We start from the raw sequence: 16320 nt of genomic DNA, 5'->3' as shown, positions 1-16320 counted from the left end.
CTGAAAGTGTTGCTGTGCCTGTGCCGGCCTATTCGCGGGTGAACCCGCTCCTACAGGGACCGCACAGATTTCAAGACTTGTGCATTACCTGTGGGAGCGGGTTTACCCGCGAATAGGCCGGCACAGGTATCCCTGTCTAGCGGCCCAGGTACACCTCGACCACCCGCTCATCCGCCTGCACCTGCTCCAGCGACCCTTCTGCCAGCACACTGCCCTGGTGCAGTACAGTAACGTGGTCAGCGATGCTGCCGACAAACCCCATGTCGTGCTCGACCACCATCAGCGAATGCTTGCCGGCCAAGCCCTTGAACAGCTCGGCGGTGAACTCGGTCTCGGCATCGGTCATGCCCGCCACGGGTTCATCCAGCAACAGCAACTGCGGCTCCTGTACCAGCAGCATGCCGATTTCGAGGAACTGCTTCTGCCCGTGCGACAGCAGGCCCGCCTGGCGCTGGGCCAGCGGCAGCAGGCGCAAGGTGGTCAGCACCTCTTCGATGCGCTGGCGCTGCTCGCCGCTCAGGCGCGCAGCCAGGCTGGCCCATACCGATTTGTCGGTCTTCAGCGCCAGCTCCAGGTTCTCGTATACCGTCAGCGCCTCGAACACCGTGGGTTTCTGGAACTTGCGGCCAATGCCGGCTTGGGCGATCTGGTACTCGCTCAGGCGGGTCAGGTCTAGGGTGTCGCCAAAGTAGGCCGTGCCGCTGTCTGGGCGGGTCTTGCCGGTGATCACGTCCATCAGGGTGGTCTTGCCGGCGCCATTGGGGCCGATGATGCAGCGCAACTCACCCACCCCGATGTACAGGTTGAGCGCGTTCAGCGCCTTGAAACCGTCAAAGCTGACACTGATGTCTTCCAGGCTCAGCACTGTGCCGTGGCGGGTATCCAGGCCCGCCTTGCGGGTGTGGCCCAGGCCAATGGCGTCGCGGCCGGCGCCGAGGGGGTCGAATACCGGTTCGAGCATGAATTCGGGATGCACCGGGGGCACGCCTCTCATGGCTGGCTCCTTTTTTTCAACAGGCCGACCACGCCCTTGGGCAGGTACAGGGTGACGAGAATGAACAGCGCACCGAGGAAAAACAGCCAGAACTCCGGGAAGGCCACGGTGAACCAGCTTTTCATGCCGTTGACCAAGCCGGCGCCGAGCAACGGCCCGATCAGCGTGCCACGGCCACCAAGGGCTACCCACACGGCGGCTTCGATGGAGTTGGTCGGCGACATTTCGCTGGGGTTGATGATGCCCACCTGGGGCACGTACAGCGCCCCGGCCAGGCCGCACAGCACGGCGCTGAGCACCCACACCAGCAGCTTGAAGCCGCGCGGGTCGTAACCGCAGAACATCAGGCGGTTCTCGGCGTCGCGCACTGCGGTCAGCAGGCGGCCGAACTTGCTGCGGGTCAGCCGCCAGCACAGGTACAGGCTGGCCAGCAGCAGGCCGACCGTCAGCAGGAACAACACGGCGCGGGTACCTTGCGCGGTGATGTCGAAGCCCAGAATGGTGCGGAAGTTGGTGAAGCCGTTGTTGCCGCCGAAGCCGGTTTCGTTGCGGAAGAACAACAGCATGCCGGCGAAGGTCAGGGCCTGGGTCATGATCGAGAAGTACACACCCTTGATCCGCGAGCGGAAGGCGAACCAACCGAACACCAGCGCCAGCAGCCCGGGGGCCAGCACCACCAGGCACAGGGCCCAGGCAAAATGCTGGGTTCCGGCCCAGTACCATGGCAGCTCGGTCCACGACAGAAAAGCCATGAACCCGGGCAGACCGTCCCCGGCCGCCTGGCGCATCAGGTACATGCCCATGGCATACCCGCCCAGGGCGAAGAACAGGCCGTGGCCCAGTGACAGCAGGCCGGCGTAGCCCCAGACCAGGTCCAGGGCCAGGGCGACGATGGCGTAGCAGAGAATCTTGCCTACCAAGGTCAGGGTATAGGCCGACACTTGCAAGGCGTGGTCCGCCGGGAGCAGCGACAACAGCGGCAGGGCGACCAGCAGCAGGGTGACGACGGCGCCGATGGCCAGCGACAGGCGCGGCCCGGCCTTTTGCGTAGCGGTGACTAGCAGTGGCTGGTTCATCAGTCGATTACACGTCCCTTGAGGGCGAACAGGCCTTGCGGGCGCTTCTGGATGAACAGAATGATCAACGCAAGGATGAGGATCTTGCCGAGTACGGCGCCGATCTGGGGTTCCAGCAGCTTGTTGGCAATGCCAAGGCCGAACGCCGCCCACAGGCTACCGGCCAGTTGCCCGACCCCGCCGAGCACCACCACCAGGAACGAGTCGATGATGTAGCTCTGGCCCAGGTCCGGGCCGACGTTGCCCACCTGGCTCAGGGCTACGCCGCCCAGCCCGGCAATGCCCGAGCCAAGGCCGAAGGCCAGCATGTCGACGCGCCCGGTAGACACACCGCAGCATGCCGCCATGTTGCGGTTCTGGGTCACCGCCCGCACGTTCAGGCCCAGCCGGGTGCGGTTGAGCAGCAGCCAGGTCAGCAGCACCACCGCCAGGGCGAAGCCGATGATCACCAGGCGGTTGTAGGGCAGCACCAGGTTGGGCAGCAGCTGGATGCCGCCCGACAACCATGCCGGGTTGCTGACTTCGACGTTCTGCGCGCCGAACAGCAGGCGGATGGCCTGGATCAGGATCAGGCTGATCCCCCAGGTGGCCAGCAGGGTTTCCAGTGGGCGGCCATACAGGTGGCGGATGACCGTGCGCTCCAGCGCCATGCCGACGCCGGCGCTGATGGCGAAGGCCACCGGCAGGGCGATCAGCGGATAGAACTCGATGGCACCCGGGGCATAACGCTGCACCAGCACCTGGACCATATAGGTGCTGTAGGCGCCGAGCATCAGCATCTCGCCATGGGCCATGTTGATCACGCCAAGCAGGCCGAAGGTGATCGCCAGGCCGAGCGCCGCCAGCAGCAGGATCGACCCCAGCGACAGGCCACTGAAGGCCTGGCCGAGCAGCTCGCCGAACAGCAGCTTGCGCTGCACCTGGGCCAGGCTGGTTTCGGCAGCGGTGCGCACGCCCGGGTCGCTTTCCGCGTCGGGTTGCAGCAGCGCTTCAAGGCGCGTGCGAGCCAGCGGGTCGCCGGTTTCCCCCAGCAGGCGTACGGCGGCCAGGCGTACGGCGGGGTCGCTGGCGCCCAGTTGCAAATTGGCCAGGGCCAGGCCCAGGGCTGCGTGTACGGCAGCGTCCGGCTCGCTGGCGAAGCGCCGGTCGAGGAACGCCATTTGCGCCGGTTGTGCGCTTTTTTGCAGTTGCTGGGCGGCAGCCAGGCGGGTGTCGCTGTCGTCGCTGAGCAACTGGTGGCTGGCCAGGGCATTGTCGATCAAGCCGCGCAGGCGGTTGTTCAGGCGCAGCTTGCGGGCGTCGTCGGGTGCGATGCGGCCCTGGCGCAGGTTTTCCAACAGCGGCAGGCGTTCAGCATCGGGTTGCGCTGCCCAGTTTCCGAGCAGTTGGGCCTGCTCCGCGGGCTTGGCGGTGAGGAAGAATTCGCCCTCGCTGGCGTGGGTTGCCAAGGGCATTAGCAGGAGAAGTGTGAGCAGGAGTCTGAGCATGCGGGCAATCCTGGAAATCGGTGTTGGATTCTTCGCGGGTAAACCCGCTCCTACAGGGATTTCACCGGTCCAGAGGGCAGTGGGGATCCTGTGGGAGCGGGCAAGCCCGCGAATGGGCTGCAAAGCAGCCCCCTGCACTCAGTTACCTTTCACGGCGTAATCTGGCCGCTTGTCATTGCCCGGAATGAACGGGCTCCATGGCTGCGCCCGCAGCGGCTGCTCGGTTTCCCAGACCACGCTGAACTGCCCGTCATCCTGGATCTCGCCGATCATCACCGGCTTGTGCAGGTGGTGGTTGGTCTTGTCCATGGTCAGGGTGAAGCCTGACGGTGCCTTGAAGGTCTGGCCGGCCAGGGCCTCGCGGACCTTGTCCACGTCGGTGGACTTGGCTTTCTCGACCGCCTGGGCCCACATGTGGATGCCCACGTAGGTGGCCTCCATCGGGTCGTTGGTTACCGCCTTGTCGGCACCTGGCAGGCCTTTGGCCTTGGCGTAGGCTTTCCAGTCGGCGACGAACTTCTGGTTGACCGGGTTATCCACCGACTCGAAGTAGTTCCACGCCGCCAGGTGGCCCACCAGCGGCTTGGTATCGATACCGCGGAGCTCTTCTTCGCCCACCGAGAACGCCACCACCGGCACGTCGGTGGCTTTCAGGCCCTGGTTGGCCAGTTCTTTGTAGAACGGCACGTTGGAGTCGCCGTTGACCGTGGAGATGACCGCCGTCTTGCCGCCTGCGGAGAACTTCTTGATGTTGGCGACGATGGTCTGGTAGTCGGCGTGGCCGAACGGCGTGTACACCTCTTCGATGTCCTTGTCGGCCACGCCCTTGCTGTGCAGGAAGGCCCGCAGGATCTTGTTGGTGGTGCGAGGGTAGACGTAGTCGGTGCCCAGCAGGAAGAAGCGCTTGGCGCTGCCGCCGTCTTCGCTCATCAGGTATTGCACCGCAGGGATGGCTTGCTGGTTGGGGGCGGCGCCGGTGTAGAACACGTTTGGCGACATCTCTTCACCCTCGTACTGCACGGGGTAGAACAGCAGGCCGTTGAGTTCCTCGAACACGGGCAGCACCGACTTGCGCGACACCGAGGTCCAGCAGCCGAACACCACCGCGACCTTGTCCTGGGTCAGCAGCTGGCGGCTCTTCTCGGCGAACAGCGGCCAGTTGGAGGCCGGGTCGACCACCACCGGTTCGAGCATCTTGCCGTTGACTCCGCCTTTGGCGTTGATTTCCTCGATGGTCATCAGCGCCATGTCCTTGAGCGACGTCTCGGAAATGGCCATGGTCCCCGACAGCGAATGCAGGATGCCGACCTTGATGGTTTCGGCGGCCTGGATACTCCAGCTCAGGCCCATTGCCGCAATCGATGCGCTGAGGGTAAAGGCCTTGATCAGACTGCGACGCTTCATGTGCTCTCTCCGCTGGTTTTTATGTGTTGGGCAAGCGGGAGGAGCGTTGCAAGGGGTGTGCCTAACGGCGAAACGGGCGGGATAGAGCCGTGGTGCGAGGTGTTGGGGCGTTTGCGCGGGCCAGCATGGTGCTTGTGGGGTTTGCGTGCACAGGATTGGGGCCGCAAAGCAGCCCCAAAGGCCATTAACCGTTGCGCACTGTGGAACGCGGCTGACGGCGGCTGCGCACGCCCTGGTAAGTGGATGCCAGCAACAGGAACCAGATCGGCGTTACCACCAGCGCCGAGCGGGTGTCGGCCTCCAGGCTCAGCAACACCAGGATGAAGGCAAAGAACACCAGGCACACGTAGCACATGAAGCGCCCGCCCGGCATCTTGTACTTCGACGCCTGGTGCAGCGCCAGCCGTTGCTTGCGGTATTTCAGGTACGACAGCAGGATCAGCGTCCAGACGAACATGAACAGCACCGCCGACACCGTGGTCACCAGGGTGAATGCCTCGACCACGTTCGGCACCAGGTAAATCAGCACCGCCCCCAGCAGCAGGCAGGTGCAGGAGAAGTACAGGCCGTTGGCAGGTACCGAGCGGCTGGACAGTTTCTCGAACGCCCTGGGCGCATCACCTTCCTGCGACAGGCCGTACAGCATGCGGCTGGTGGAGAACACGCCGCTGTTGGCCGACGAAGCGGCCGACGTCAGCACCACGAAATTGATGATGCTCGCCGCGGCCGGCAGGCCGGCCAGCACGAACAGCTCGACGAACGGGCTCTTGCCCGGTACCACGTCGTGCCATGGGGTCACCGCCATGATCGCGATCAGCGCCAGCACATAGAAAACGATGATGCGTACCGGGATCGAGTTGATCGCCCGCGGCAGGGTGCGCTCGGGGTTTTTCGCTTCGGCAGCGGTGGTGCCGACCAGCTCGATGCCGACGAAGGCGAACACGGCGATCTGGAAGCCGGCGAAGAAGCCCATCACCCCGTTGGGGAACATGCCGCCGTCATTCCACAGGTTGGCCAGTTGCGCCGTGCGCCCGCTGGGCGAGGTGAAGCCGGTGATGACCATGTACAGGCCGGTGGCGACAAGGCCGAGGATGGCGACGATCTTGACCAGGGCGAACCAGAACTCCAGCTCACCGAACATTTTCACCGTTACCAGGTTCAGCGACAGCAGCAGCGCCACGCAGGTCAGCGCGGGTATCCACTGCGGCAGGTCGGGGAACCAGAACTGTGTATAGGCGGCGATGGCGACAACATCGGCGATGCCGGTGACCACCCAGCAGAACCAGTAGGTCCAGCCGGTGAAGTAGCCAGCCCAGGGCCCGAGCAGGTCGGCGGAAAAATCGATGAACGACTTGTAGTTGAGGTTCGACAGCAGCAACTCGCCCATGGCGCGCATGACGAAGAACAGCATGAAGCCGATGATCATGTAGACGAAGATGATCGATGGGCCGGCCAGGCTGATGGTCTTGCCCGAGCCCATGAACAGGCCGGTGCCGATCGCGCCGCCGATGGCGATGAGCTGGATATGGCGGTTGGTCAGGTTGCGCTGCAGATGCGGTTCATCTGGCGCTGTGGGTGAGGTTTGCGTCATAGGCAGCATTCCCTTGTAAAGGTCAGTCTTCTTGTCAGAGGTAGCCGGCTAGGCTAACACGGGCGTCCCAATTCGGGGCGTGACAGATCGACTCTGCATTTGGGTAGCAGTGTGATGCCTGTGCCGCCCTCTCTACAAAGCCAACGCAGTTCGTTGTAGGAGCAACGGTCTTTCCCAAAATTTGACAAGCCTGCGCGATTCATTGTGGGAGCGGTGAATGACAGCTTCTGCTCCCACTCGTGCTCTAGGCACCTGCGGCATTCAGCTTGTCATTCACTGCTCATGCACAATTAGGCGCTGGCCAACACCCGGCGGCGCCTCACCACCAGGCTGTCCACCGCCCACATCACCACCATCGACACCCCCACCAGCGGGAACATCACCCCCAGCACCAGCATCACCGCCACCGCCGCCTTCCAGCGCGGCAGGTCATGGCGCAGCGGCGGTACGCCCAGGCCGCCCTCGGGCCGGCGCTTCCACCACATCACCAGCCCGCTCACCGAGCCCAGCAGGATCATCAGGCACACCAGCAGGATGATGACCTGGTTGACCACGCCAAACATCCTGCCTTCATGCAGCATCACCCCCAGTTCGGTGGCACGGGCGACCGGGCTGTAGTCCTGCCAGCGCACGTCGGCCAACACCTTGCCGGTGTACTGGTCGACATGCAGGGTGGCGTCATTGCGCGGGTCATCGGCGAACACGGCGACGGTGAACACCCCATCGGCGGTGGTGGGCAGGGTAATGCTGTAGCCCGGCTCGACCTGCCGCGCGGTGGCGATGTCTTCGACCTGCTGCAGGCTTACCTGCGGCGCTGCCGGTTTGGCCGACATCATGTGGTGCCCGGCGTGTTCGGCATGCGCGCCAGACTGCGGCATGGGCGTATTTTCCATGGCCCACGGCACGGTCTGGCGGTGCGCGTCGTTCAGTTCGCCTGCCTGCTGGTCGGACTTGGGCACGTTGGTCCACATGGCGGCCGGGAAGCGGTTCCACAGCTCGGCGTACTGCTTGCCCCACAGGCCGGTCCAGGTCATGCCGCTGAGCAGCATCAACAGCAGCAAGGCCGAACCCCAGAACCCGGTTACCGCATGCAGATCGCGCCACAGCAGGCGGCCACGTGCCGACAGCCGGGGCCACACTACCCCGGCGCCGGTGCGCCCGCGTGGCCACCACAGGTACAGGCCCGACACCACCAGCACGATGCCCCAGCCGGCAGCCAGTTCCACCAGGCGGTCACCGACGGTGCCGACCATCAGTTCGCCATGCAGGGCACGGGCGATGGCCTGCAGGTTCAGCTTGCCGTCCTGTTCGCCGAGGACCTTGCCGCTGTAAGGGTCAACGAAGACGTTCAATTCTCGCCCGCCGTCATGCACCACGAACTGCGCGCTGCGCTCGGCATTCAACGGCGGCAGGTATTGGCCCACGTGGCCATTGGGGTAGGCCTGGTGCACCTCGGCCAGCAACGTATCGGCGGCCTGGCGATGATGGCCGGCTTCGACCACCATCAGGTCGCGGTACAGCACTGGGTCGAGTTGCGGCTTGAACAGGTAGATGATCCCGGTGATGGCCAGCAGGATCATGAAGGGGGCCACGAACAGCCCCGCATAAAAGTGCCAACGCCAGGCCAGGTTATAGAAACTGATGCGTGTTCCTCTCATGGGAACCTCCTTTTGACCCGCAGATGGGCGCAACCGAAGCTGCGCCCGTGGTTAGTGTCAGAAGCTGAAATCGACTTTGGTCCAGAACGTCCTGCCTGGCTCGTTGACCGGCTGTGGGTCGCTTGCCGGGTAGCCGAACCCGGCGTTGCCGGCCAGGTTCAGGTGCTCGGCGTACGCCTTGCCGAACAGGTTGTCGACCCCGGCGCTGAGTTTGAGGTTGGTGTTGACCTTGTAGGCGCCGTTGAGCGAGAACACGCCGAAGCCGGCGCTTTTTTCGTAGTCCTTGCCGACCACGTTGCCCTGGTTCTCGGCGATGCGGTTCTGCGCCGCCACCAGCCGCCACAGCGCACCGACGCTCCACACATCACGGCTGTAGGTCAGGCCCAGGCGGCTTTCCAGCGGGGGCATCTGCGGCAGCGCCTTGCCGTCACTGCTGTTCTTGCCCCACGCGTACGCCAGGCTGGCATCGGCCTTCCAGTGCTCGGTCAGCTGGTAGGCCGCGCCCAGTTCGCCACCCATGATACGCGCATCGACATTCTGGGCCTGCGAGGTGCTCATGCCCATCATGCCGGGGCGGTAGTCGAACAGGATGTAGTCACGGATCTGCCCGACATAACCCGAGGCCCAGGCTTCCAGGCGTTCGCTACGGTACTGGATGCCGAAGTCCAGCTGGGTGGTCTTCTCGGGCTTGATGCCGTCGAAAGCGTTGGCCGCACCGGGCGGTGCCAGCTTGGGCGAAAACAGCTCCCAGTAGTCGGGGAAGCGCTGGGCATGGCCCAGGCCAATGTAAGTGGTGGCTGGCAGGCCTGCCAGGTCATGTTCGTAGCGCACGAAGCCGCTGGGCAGGGTGGCCGCGCGGGTGTCGCCCTGGGTGGCGCTGCCTTGGCGGAAGTCGCGGGCCGAGGCGCGGTCCAGGCGGGCACCGCTGACCAGGCGGTCCTCACCCGTGGCGTACCAGGTCAGTTCGCTGAAGGCACCGTAGTTGTGGAAGTCGGCGTCCTTGGTCCAGGGCTGGCCCTTGTGCGCGTCCACGCCCATGCCGCCACGCTGGCGGTGCTCGTTGGTTTGCGCGTCGAGGCCGCTGATCAGTTGTACGTCGGCCCAGCGCCAGGTAGCCTTGATGCGTGCGCCCAGGGTGCGGCGGTCTACGTTGCTGACCATGGGCATGCCCATCATGCCGCTGCCCGAGGGCGTGCGCAGGCTGTAGTTGTCCATCACGTGGTCGGCGTAGTTGTAGTAGACCTGCGCTTCAAGCGTGTCCAGCACCTCGCCGAGGTTGGACTTTTCAAAGCGCAGGCCCAGGCTTTCGCGCTTGAACTGCGAGCCGTCCATGCCACGCCCGGCGTAGCGGGCTTCGCCATCGCCCTTGCCGGCGGTCAGCTCCAGCAGGGTGTCCTGGTCGGGCGTCCAGCCCAGGGCGACATCGCCGTTCCACTTGTCCCAGCGTGACGGCACGGTGTCGTTGTTACCGTCGTGATAGTCGTCCGAGCGCGACTGGTTGCCGACGAACCGTGCATAGGCCTGGCTGTTCCCGGCAGCGGCATCCAGCACTTTGTCGAAACGGCCGTTGGAGCCGGCCAGCAGGCTGGCATTGACCCGGCTGCCGAGGCTGCCGAACTGCTCGGGTTCGCGTTCGAACAGTATCGTGCCCGCCGAACCGCCTGGCCCCCAGATCACGCTCTGCGGGCCCTTGATAACGGTCAGCCGGTCATAGGTTTCGGGGGAAATGTAGGAGGTCGGCGCGTCCATGCGGTTGGGGCAGGCGCCGAGCATCAGCCCGCCATTGGTGAGGATGTTCAGGCGCGAGCCGAACATGCCGCGCAGGACCGGGTCGCCGTTGGTACCGCCGGCGCGGATCGCCGAGAAACCGGGAATGGTTTTCAGGTAGTCGGCGCCATCGCTGGCCGGCACCGGCTGGCGTGGGTCTTTCGGGGTGGTGACCACGGTCAACGGCGAACTCGGTGCCACGGCCGTGACGACCGTCGGACTCAGCTCGGCGGCCAGGGCTACCGGCGCAAGCAGCGAGCCGCACAGTGCGGCGATGGTCCCACGCAGGGACAAGGCAAAAACAGGGGTGCAGCCAGACATAATGATTCCAGTCGATCAGTCATGAGGTAGCGCGAAGCTCGCTGGCTTCGTGCACAAAATGTGGGTTCAGGTGCTGATCGAGGAAGGCGGTGCACGGCTGCGCGCACCGGGGAATACAGCCTGCCGGGCATGGCCCTGGTGCGTGGGTGCAATCAGGTGGCTGGTGGGGACGACGCTGCCGGCGCTGAGTGGGCTAAGGGCCTGGGGCAGGGCCGGGCAGTTGAACAACAGGCTGCAGTAGCCGCACTTTTCCCACATTACATGCAGCTGGCCGTCGCTGCCGTGGCCGTGATGGCTGTCGCCAGCGTGCTGATGGGCAGCCGGCATGGGCATGTCCATCGGCATGGCCATGCCGGCGTGGTGGTTCATCGGCATCGCCTGGGAAATCAGCGGGCCGATGAAGATCATCCACATGGCGAACAGGCTCAGCCATCCGCCACCGGCGCGCCTGCGGTCAGGGCGGGTGGTACGGCGCATGCGGGGGGAGGGCAGGCTCATGGCCAGCGCCTGTCAGCTGCGGTCAGTGTGCGTGTTCGTGCGCTTGCGGCTGGTTCGCTGGCGCTTGCTTCTGCACGGCCACTTCGACGGTGACATCGCCGGCCTTCTCGAAGTGCAAGGTCAACGGGAAGCGCTTGCCATCGACCAGCAGGCTGCGATCCTTGGGCTGCATCAGCATCACGTGGTAGGCACTGGGGGCGAAGGTCAGGTCCTTGCCGGCGGGCACCACCACACTGGGTACCTGTTGCATTTTCATGGCGCCGTTGGCGCTCATGGCATGTTCGTGCAGTTGGGCATCATCGCTGATCGGGCTGTTGACGCTGAGCAGGCGGTCGTCGGCCTGGCCGTTGTTGTGCACCACGAAATACGCCGCCACGTTGGGCGCATTGGGGGGCAACTGCAGCGACCAGGGGTGGGCAATGTGCAGGTCACCCACGCTGTATTCGTGGGCATTGGCGAAAGCGCCAGGCAGCATCAGGGCGGCCAGGACGAGGGCGTGCTTGAGCATGGTGAATCTCCGTTCTGTTTCAGGTTCAGGCAGTCAACGACGGAACTCAGGCCAGCGGAGAGGCACGGGGGTTTAACGCAGGCCAGAGCTGGCGCGGCGTGGGTTGATAGTCAGCCGGTGGCGGCAACAGCCCGGCGAACAGTGTCGGCGGGTTGTGCAATTGCGGCGGGTATGCGGGCAGGGCCAACAGCGGCGCGGCGCCAGAGCAGCACCAGCAGTTCATCAAGGCGGCGCTGTCGTCGCTTTGCGGGCCCAGGTCGATCTTGGCCAGTGCCTGGACATCGACCTTGGCCTTGTTGGCCATGCTGGAACAGAAGGCCCCCCACAGCAGCTGCTCGGCCGGGCCCTTGGGCGCGGCAGAGGACAGCGGCATGGCCAGCAGGTTGAACAGCACTGCAAGGCAGGCTATCCAGGCGATGTGCCGACGTGGGGGCATGGAGAGATCCGGTCAGGAATCGTGGTGGGTATTGTAAGGCGGAGTATAGGTAAATACGCGGGGTGCGGTGAAGTGACGCAGCGCGTGGTGCTATCAAGCCTTGCCACGCCCCATCAGCCCACGCACGGTTTCCTGCAGGTCCGCCGGCAACACCACCACCTTGGCATTGTTGCTTCCGGCCAGGTTTTCCATCGCCCCGACATAGCGCTCACCCAGCAGGTACATGGCCGGCACGGTTTCGTTGCCCACGGCTTCCTTGACCAATGAAATAGCCCGGGCCGAAGCCTCGGCCAGGCTGATTTGCGCCTCGGCGTCCAGCCTGGCGGCTTGCAGGCGCGCTTCGGCTTCCAGGATGGCCGCCTGCTTGGCGCCTTCGGCACGGGTCACATCAGCCTTGCGCTCCCGTTCGGCGGCAGCCTGGCGCTCCATGGCCAGTTGCATGTTTTCCGAGGGCTTGATGTCCTGGATTTCCACCGAACGCACGGTCACGCCCCAGTCTTCGGTCTGCTCGGACATCGCCTCGCGCAGGCGAGCCTTGATCTGCTCGCGGCTGGACAGCGCTTCGTCCAGGTCCATCGCACCGACGATCGCGCGCAGCGAGGTCATGGTCAGGCTGGTGACGGCGAAGGAGAAGTTCTGTACGCCATACGAGGCCTTCTGCGGGTCCACCACCTTGGCGAAGCACAGGGCATTGGCGACGATCACCGCGTTGTCCTTGGTGATGATTTCCTGCTCTTGCACATCGAGGATGATGTCTTTGGTGGGCAGGCGGTAGGCGACCACGTCCATGTACGGGATGACGATGTTAAGGCCGGGCTTGAGGGTGCTGTGGTAGCGGCCCAGGCGCTCGACGATCCATTCCTCGCCCTGGGGCACGATGCGAACCCCCTTGAATACGGTGATCAGAACGAACAGCGCGATGGCGCCAACGACGATGAGGCTGGTCATGATGCAAAATTCCTTTTTGTGCGGTTTCAGGCCCGGATGACGCGGGCGGTATTGCCCTCGATGGCGGTCAGACGCACCCGCTCGCCGGCGGCGATTTCGCTGTCGGCGATGCAGGTCCATTCTTCATTGCCGAGGATCGGCTTCTGGAAGCGCACACGGCCCTTGTGGAACTCCGACACCGCGGCGGTCAGCAGGCCCACTTCGCCGATCACGCTGTCGGCGGTCCAGCGCACATCCGGCTGCTTGCGCCGGAACAGCTTGAACCACAGCGCGGTGGTGGCCGATGACAGCACGACCCACAGCAGTACCTGCATGTCCAGGGCCAGGGTGGGCGCGGCCAGTGCAATCAGCGCGACCAGCACGGCACCGATGCCGAACCAGAGGATGAAGAATGTCGGCAGGACCAGTTCCAGCAGGATCAGCCCGATGCCGAACAGCAACCAGATCCACCATTGCATTTCCATATGGGTTGCGCCTTCCAGGGGGAGGTGCTGAGTGTAAGGCAGCAGGGCGCTACTGGGCCACTTGCAGGGCGTACGGAAAAATCCGAAAAAGCTGTCAGTGCAGGCCCAGCGCGGCCAGCAGCGCCAACGGCGTGTCGAATGCACGGTCCACCGCTGGCAACGCCGGGCGTTTCAGGACTAGCACCGGCACCCCCAGCTCACGCGCCACTTCCAGTTTGGGTTCGGTCGCCACGCTGCCGCTGTTCTTGCTGATCAACACGTCTATGTTGCGCCGCTGGAACAATGCCCGTTCATCCTCGAGAACAAACGGCCCGCGCGCACCGATCACTTCACAGCGCTCATTGCCGGGGCAGGCCTCCAGTGCCCGCAAGGTCCAGAACTGCTGTGGCGGAATTTCGTCCAGGTGCTGCAGCGGCTCACGCCCCAGGGTAAACAGCGGCCGGCGAAACGGCTGCAGTGCTGCGATCAAGTGCGCCCAGTCCGCCACTTCGCGCCAGTCATCCCCCTTTTGCGCCTGCCAGGCCGGGCGGCGCAGGGCCCAACAGGGGATGCCGGCGCTGCGTGCGGCCTGGGCGGCATTGCCGCTGATCTGTGCTGCATAGGGGTGGGTGGCGTCGATCAGCAGGGTAATGCCCGACTCGCGCAAGTAGCGCGCCAGGCCTTCGGCGCCACCGAAGCCACCGACCCGCACCTGGCATTGCAGGTCCTGCGGCACACGGCCGATACCGGCCAGGCTGTAGACATGCTGCGGGCCGAGGCGGCGGGCGATGGCCAGGGCCTCGGTGATGCCACCCAGCAGCAGGATACGGGCGGTCATGCCACGCCAGCCTTGCCGACAATGCCGCCCTGGCGGTCGATGGCGAACACTTCCACCTGCACTGCCGCCGGCACCACGCTGCGGGCAAAGGCCAGGGCATGGGCGCACACCGCATCACCCAGCGCGATACCGGCCGCATGCGCCAGTGCGAGAGCCTGCTGGCTGGTATTGGCGTCGATGATCGCGGCTTGCAGGGCTGTGTCAGCACCGATCGCAACTGCCCAGCCGGCCAGCTGCGGCAGGTCGATGCTGGAATGGCGGCTGTGCAGGTCCATGTGCCCGGCAGCCAGCTTGCTGATCTTGCCAAAGCCGCCGCACAAGGTCAGGCGCGGCACCGGCACTTTGCGCAGGTGCTTGAGCACCGCGCCGACGAAGTCGCCCATTTCGATCAGGGCGATTTCCGGCAGGCCGTAGACACGGCGCATGGTGTCTTCACTGGCGTTGCCGGTGCAGGCGGCGATGTGGGTGTAGCCATTGGTGTGAGCCACGTCGATGCCCTGGTGGATCGAGGCGATATAGGCAGCGCAGGAGAATGGCCGCACGATACCGCTGGTGCCGAGGATCGACAGGCCGCCGAGGATGCCCAGGCGCGGATTCATGGTCTTCAGCGCCAACTGTTCACCACCCTGCACGTTGACTGTGACCTCGAAGCCGCCAGGGTAGCCACACTCATCGGCCAGGCGCTGCAGGTGCTCGCTGATCATGCGCCGGGGCACCGGGTTGATGGCAGGTTCACCGACCGCCAGCACCAGCCCCGGGCGGGTCACGGTGCCGACGCCGCTGCCAGCGACAAAACGCACCCCCGGTTCGCCCAGCAGGCGCACCCGGGTGTACAGCAGCGCACCATGAGTCACGTCGGGATCATCGCCGGCATCCTTGACGGTCCCGGCTTCGGCGCATTCGCCCACCAGGCGACAGAATTCCAGGCGCATCTGCACCACCTTGCCTTTGGGCAGGGTGATAGCCACGGCGTCGTCACGCTGCCCGGTGAGCAACAGCTTCGCTGCCGCCAGGCTGGTGGCGGTGGCGCAACTGCCGGTGGTCAGGCCGCTGCGCAGTGGGGCGGGCTGTTCGCGGGTTTCTTCACGCATCGACGGGTTTCTGCACTTCCAGCAGGGTGATCGGCAGCGCCTGGCGCCAGGTGTCGAACGCGCCCAGTGGCTGGGCATGGGCGACATGCACGCGGGTCAGTTCGCCGCCGTGCTGTTGGCGAAAATGCGCCAAGGCCAGTTCGCTTTGCAGGGTCACCGCATTGGCCACCAGGCGCCCGCCAGGGCGCAGGCTGGCCCAGCACAGGTCGAGCACCCCTTCGCGGGTGACGCCGCCGCCGATGAAAATGGCATCGGGCGGCTCCAGCCCATGCAACGCTGCCGGCGCCTTGCCGCGAACCAGCTGCAGGCCGGGAACACCCAGCGCATCGCGGTTATGTTCGATGAAGCCCTGGCGGCCTTCGTCGGCCTCGATGGCCAGGGCGCGGCAGGCCGGGTGGGCGCGCATCCATTCGATACCGATCGAGCCGCAGCCAGCACCCACGTCCCACAGCAGTTCGCCTGGCTGCGGTGCCAGGCGCGCCAGGGTCATGGCGCGGACATCGCGCTTGGTCAGTTGGCCGTCGTGGCGGAAGGCGCTGTCGGGCAGCCCGGCCAGGCGATGGTGACGGGGGGCGTGGGGCGTGGCCTGGCAGTCGATGGCCACCAGGTTGAGTGCAGCGATATCGGTGTGCGGCCAGTCCTGGGCAGTGCCGACCAGCATGCGTTCGGCTTCGCCACCGAGGTGCTCGAACACCTGCAGGCGGCTGGGCCCGAAGCCACGTTCGCAGAGCAGTGCAGCGATGGCCGCCGGGCTGTCGCCATCGTTGCTCAGCACCAGCAGGCGCAGGCCGCTGTACAGGTGGGCGTTGAGGGCAGCCAGCGGCCGCGCCACCAGTGACAACACGTGCAGGTCCTGCACTGGCCAGCCCAGGCGGGCCGCTGCCAGGGCGCAGGAGGAGGGCATCGACAGCACGCGCATTTCGGCCGCGGGCACCAGGCGCGCCAGGCTGGCCCCGACGCCGTAGAACATGGGGTCGCCGCTGGCCAGCACGCACACCGGCTCGCCACGCAGGGCCAGTACCGGGTTCAGCGAGAATGGGCTGGGCCAGGGCAGTTGTTCAGCGCGCGTGCAGTGCGGCAGCAGGGCCAGCTGGCGGGGGCTGCCGACGATCTTCGTGGCGCCCAGCAGGGCGCGCCGGGCTTGTTTGCCCAAGCCAGGGAAGCCGTCTTCGCCGATGCCTACTACTGTCAGCCAGGGTGTCATTCATACCTCTTAAAGATTCTGGGGCGCACAGCGCCCCAGAATTTCTGCTCAAACCC

Annotated in this window: 15 protein-coding genes; all 15 read right to left on the bottom strand. The window is 65.2% G+C overall.

The genetic code is table 11. From position 1 onward, the window contains the following. Positions 1–136 precede the first annotated feature (136 nt). Entirely contained in the window at positions 137–994 is an 858-nt protein-coding gene (gene urtD, locus K4A76_RS20995; RefSeq protein WP_009683285.1) for an urea ABC transporter ATP-binding protein UrtD, read from the bottom strand. Continuing rightward, entirely contained in the window at positions 991–2070 is a 1080-nt protein-coding gene (urtC, locus tag K4A76_RS20990; protein ID WP_009683284.1) for an urea ABC transporter permease subunit UrtC, read from the bottom strand. Before urtC ends, urtD begins: the two co-directional genes overlap by 4 nt. Continuing rightward, positions 2070–3557: an urea ABC transporter permease subunit UrtB gene (urtB, locus tag K4A76_RS20985; protein ID WP_443218407.1), complete on the bottom strand. Its 1488-nt coding sequence runs from the start codon at positions 3555–3557 to the stop codon at positions 2070–2072. Before urtB ends, urtC begins: the two co-directional genes overlap by 1 nt. Before the next feature lie 138 nt (positions 3558–3695). Next, the gene (urtA, locus tag K4A76_RS20980) at positions 3696–4961 is read right to left on the bottom strand and encodes an urea ABC transporter substrate-binding protein (RefSeq protein ID WP_161892017.1); all 1266 of its coding nucleotides are present in this window, start codon (positions 4959–4961) and stop codon (positions 3696–3698) included. 184 nt (positions 4962–5145) lie between these two features. Further along, a complete protein-coding gene (cycA, locus tag K4A76_RS20975; protein WP_274411076.1) occupies positions 5146–6552 on the bottom strand; it encodes a D-serine/D-alanine/glycine transporter in 1407 nt (468 codons plus the stop codon). A 290-nt stretch (positions 6553–6842) separates the two neighbouring features. Further along, a complete protein-coding gene (locus K4A76_RS20970) occupies positions 6843–8210 on the bottom strand; it encodes a PepSY-associated TM helix domain-containing protein (protein WP_161892019.1) in 1368 nt (455 codons plus the stop codon). A gap of 57 nt (positions 8211–8267) precedes the next feature. Then, entirely contained in the window at positions 8268–10298 is a 2031-nt protein-coding gene (locus tag K4A76_RS20965) for a TonB-dependent copper receptor (RefSeq protein WP_274411075.1), read from the bottom strand. Between the two features lie 66 nt (positions 10299–10364). After that, positions 10365–10796 carry a DUF2946 domain-containing protein gene (locus K4A76_RS20960; protein WP_054904939.1) on the bottom strand — a complete coding sequence of 144 codons (432 nt, stop codon included), beginning with the start codon at positions 10794–10796 and terminating at the stop codon, positions 10365–10367. Positions 10797–10818: 22 nt separating this feature from the next. Beyond that, on the bottom strand, positions 10819–11304 hold the full coding sequence (locus K4A76_RS20955) for a copper chaperone PCu(A)C (protein WP_029885705.1): 486 nt from the start codon (positions 11302–11304) through the stop codon (positions 10819–10821). Between the two features lie 46 nt (positions 11305–11350). After that, a complete protein-coding gene (locus K4A76_RS20950) occupies positions 11351–11740 on the bottom strand; it encodes a DUF2946 domain-containing protein (RefSeq protein WP_054904938.1) in 390 nt (129 codons plus the stop codon). 93 nt (positions 11741–11833) lie between these two features. Next, positions 11834–12688, bottom strand: coding sequence for an SPFH domain-containing protein (locus tag K4A76_RS20945; RefSeq protein ID WP_009683275.1), 855 nt, complete (start codon positions 12686–12688; stop codon positions 11834–11836). 26 nt (positions 12689–12714) lie between these two features. Next, positions 12715–13152 (bottom strand): NfeD family protein, encoded by a 438-nt coding sequence (locus K4A76_RS20940; protein WP_274411074.1) that lies wholly within the window; start codon positions 13150–13152, stop codon positions 12715–12717. A 94-nt stretch (positions 13153–13246) separates the two neighbouring features. Continuing rightward, positions 13247–13969 carry a cobalt-precorrin-6A reductase gene (locus K4A76_RS20935; RefSeq protein WP_274411073.1) on the bottom strand — a complete coding sequence of 241 codons (723 nt, stop codon included), beginning with the start codon at positions 13967–13969 and terminating at the stop codon, positions 13247–13249. Next, the gene (locus K4A76_RS20930) at positions 13966–15060 is read right to left on the bottom strand and encodes a cobalt-precorrin-5B (C(1))-methyltransferase (RefSeq protein ID WP_274411072.1); all 1095 of its coding nucleotides are present in this window, start codon (positions 15058–15060) and stop codon (positions 13966–13968) included. The genes K4A76_RS20935 and K4A76_RS20930 overlap by 4 nt, the downstream gene beginning before the upstream one ends. Further along, positions 15053–16264 (bottom strand): precorrin-6y C5,15-methyltransferase (decarboxylating) subunit CbiE, encoded by a 1212-nt coding sequence (gene cbiE, locus K4A76_RS20925; RefSeq protein WP_274411071.1) that lies wholly within the window; start codon positions 16262–16264, stop codon positions 15053–15055. The genes K4A76_RS20930 and cbiE overlap by 8 nt, the downstream gene beginning before the upstream one ends. Between the last annotated feature and the right edge of the window lie 56 nt (positions 16265–16320).

This window comes from Pseudomonas sp. NEEL19 (assembly GCF_028751975.1).
Taxonomy (GTDB): domain Bacteria; phylum Pseudomonadota; class Gammaproteobacteria; order Pseudomonadales; family Pseudomonadaceae; genus Aquipseudomonas; species Aquipseudomonas juntendi.
This window is presented reverse-complemented; position numbering and strand designations above follow the sequence as displayed.

Coding starts and splice junctions, on each gene's coding strand:
- K4A76_RS20945 (WP_009683275.1), bottom strand. CDS start 12,688: ATGACCAGCCTCATCGTCGTTGGCGCCATCGCGCTGTTCGTTCTGATC.
- K4A76_RS20950 (WP_054904938.1), bottom strand. CDS start 11,740: ATGCCCCCACGTCGGCACATCGCCTGGATAGCCTGCCTTGCAGTGCTG.
- K4A76_RS20940 (WP_274411074.1), bottom strand. CDS start 13,152: ATGGAAATGCAATGGTGGATCTGGTTGCTGTTCGGCATCGGGCTGATC.
- K4A76_RS20965 (WP_274411075.1), bottom strand. CDS start 10,298: ATGTCTGGCTGCACCCCTGTTTTTGCCTTGTCCCTGCGTGGGACCATC.
- urtA (WP_161892017.1), bottom strand. CDS start 4,961: ATGAAGCGTCGCAGTCTGATCAAGGCCTTTACCCTCAGCGCATCGATT.
- K4A76_RS20960 (WP_054904939.1), bottom strand. CDS start 10,796: ATGAGCCTGCCCTCCCCCCGCATGCGCCGTACCACCCGCCCTGACCGC.
- cycA (WP_274411076.1), bottom strand. CDS start 6,552: ATGACGCAAACCTCACCCACAGCGCCAGATGAACCGCATCTGCAGCGC.
- cbiE (WP_274411071.1), bottom strand. CDS start 16,264: ATGACACCCTGGCTGACAGTAGTAGGCATCGGCGAAGACGGCTTCCCT.
- urtC (WP_009683284.1), bottom strand. CDS start 2,070: ATGAACCAGCCACTGCTAGTCACCGCTACGCAAAAGGCCGGGCCGCGC.
- K4A76_RS20930 (WP_274411072.1), bottom strand. CDS start 15,060: ATGCGTGAAGAAACCCGCGAACAGCCCGCCCCACTGCGCAGCGGCCTG.
- K4A76_RS20935 (WP_274411073.1), bottom strand. CDS start 13,969: ATGACCGCCCGTATCCTGCTGCTGGGTGGCATCACCGAGGCCCTGGCC.
- K4A76_RS20970 (WP_161892019.1), bottom strand. CDS start 8,210: ATGAGAGGAACACGCATCAGTTTCTATAACCTGGCCTGGCGTTGGCAC.
- urtD (WP_009683285.1), bottom strand. CDS start 994: ATGAGAGGCGTGCCCCCGGTGCATCCCGAATTCATGCTCGAACCGGTA.
- K4A76_RS20955 (WP_029885705.1), bottom strand. CDS start 11,304: ATGCTCAAGCACGCCCTCGTCCTGGCCGCCCTGATGCTGCCTGGCGCT.
- urtB (WP_443218407.1), bottom strand. CDS start 3,557: ATGCTCAGACTCCTGCTCACACTTCTCCTGCTAATGCCCTTGGCAACC.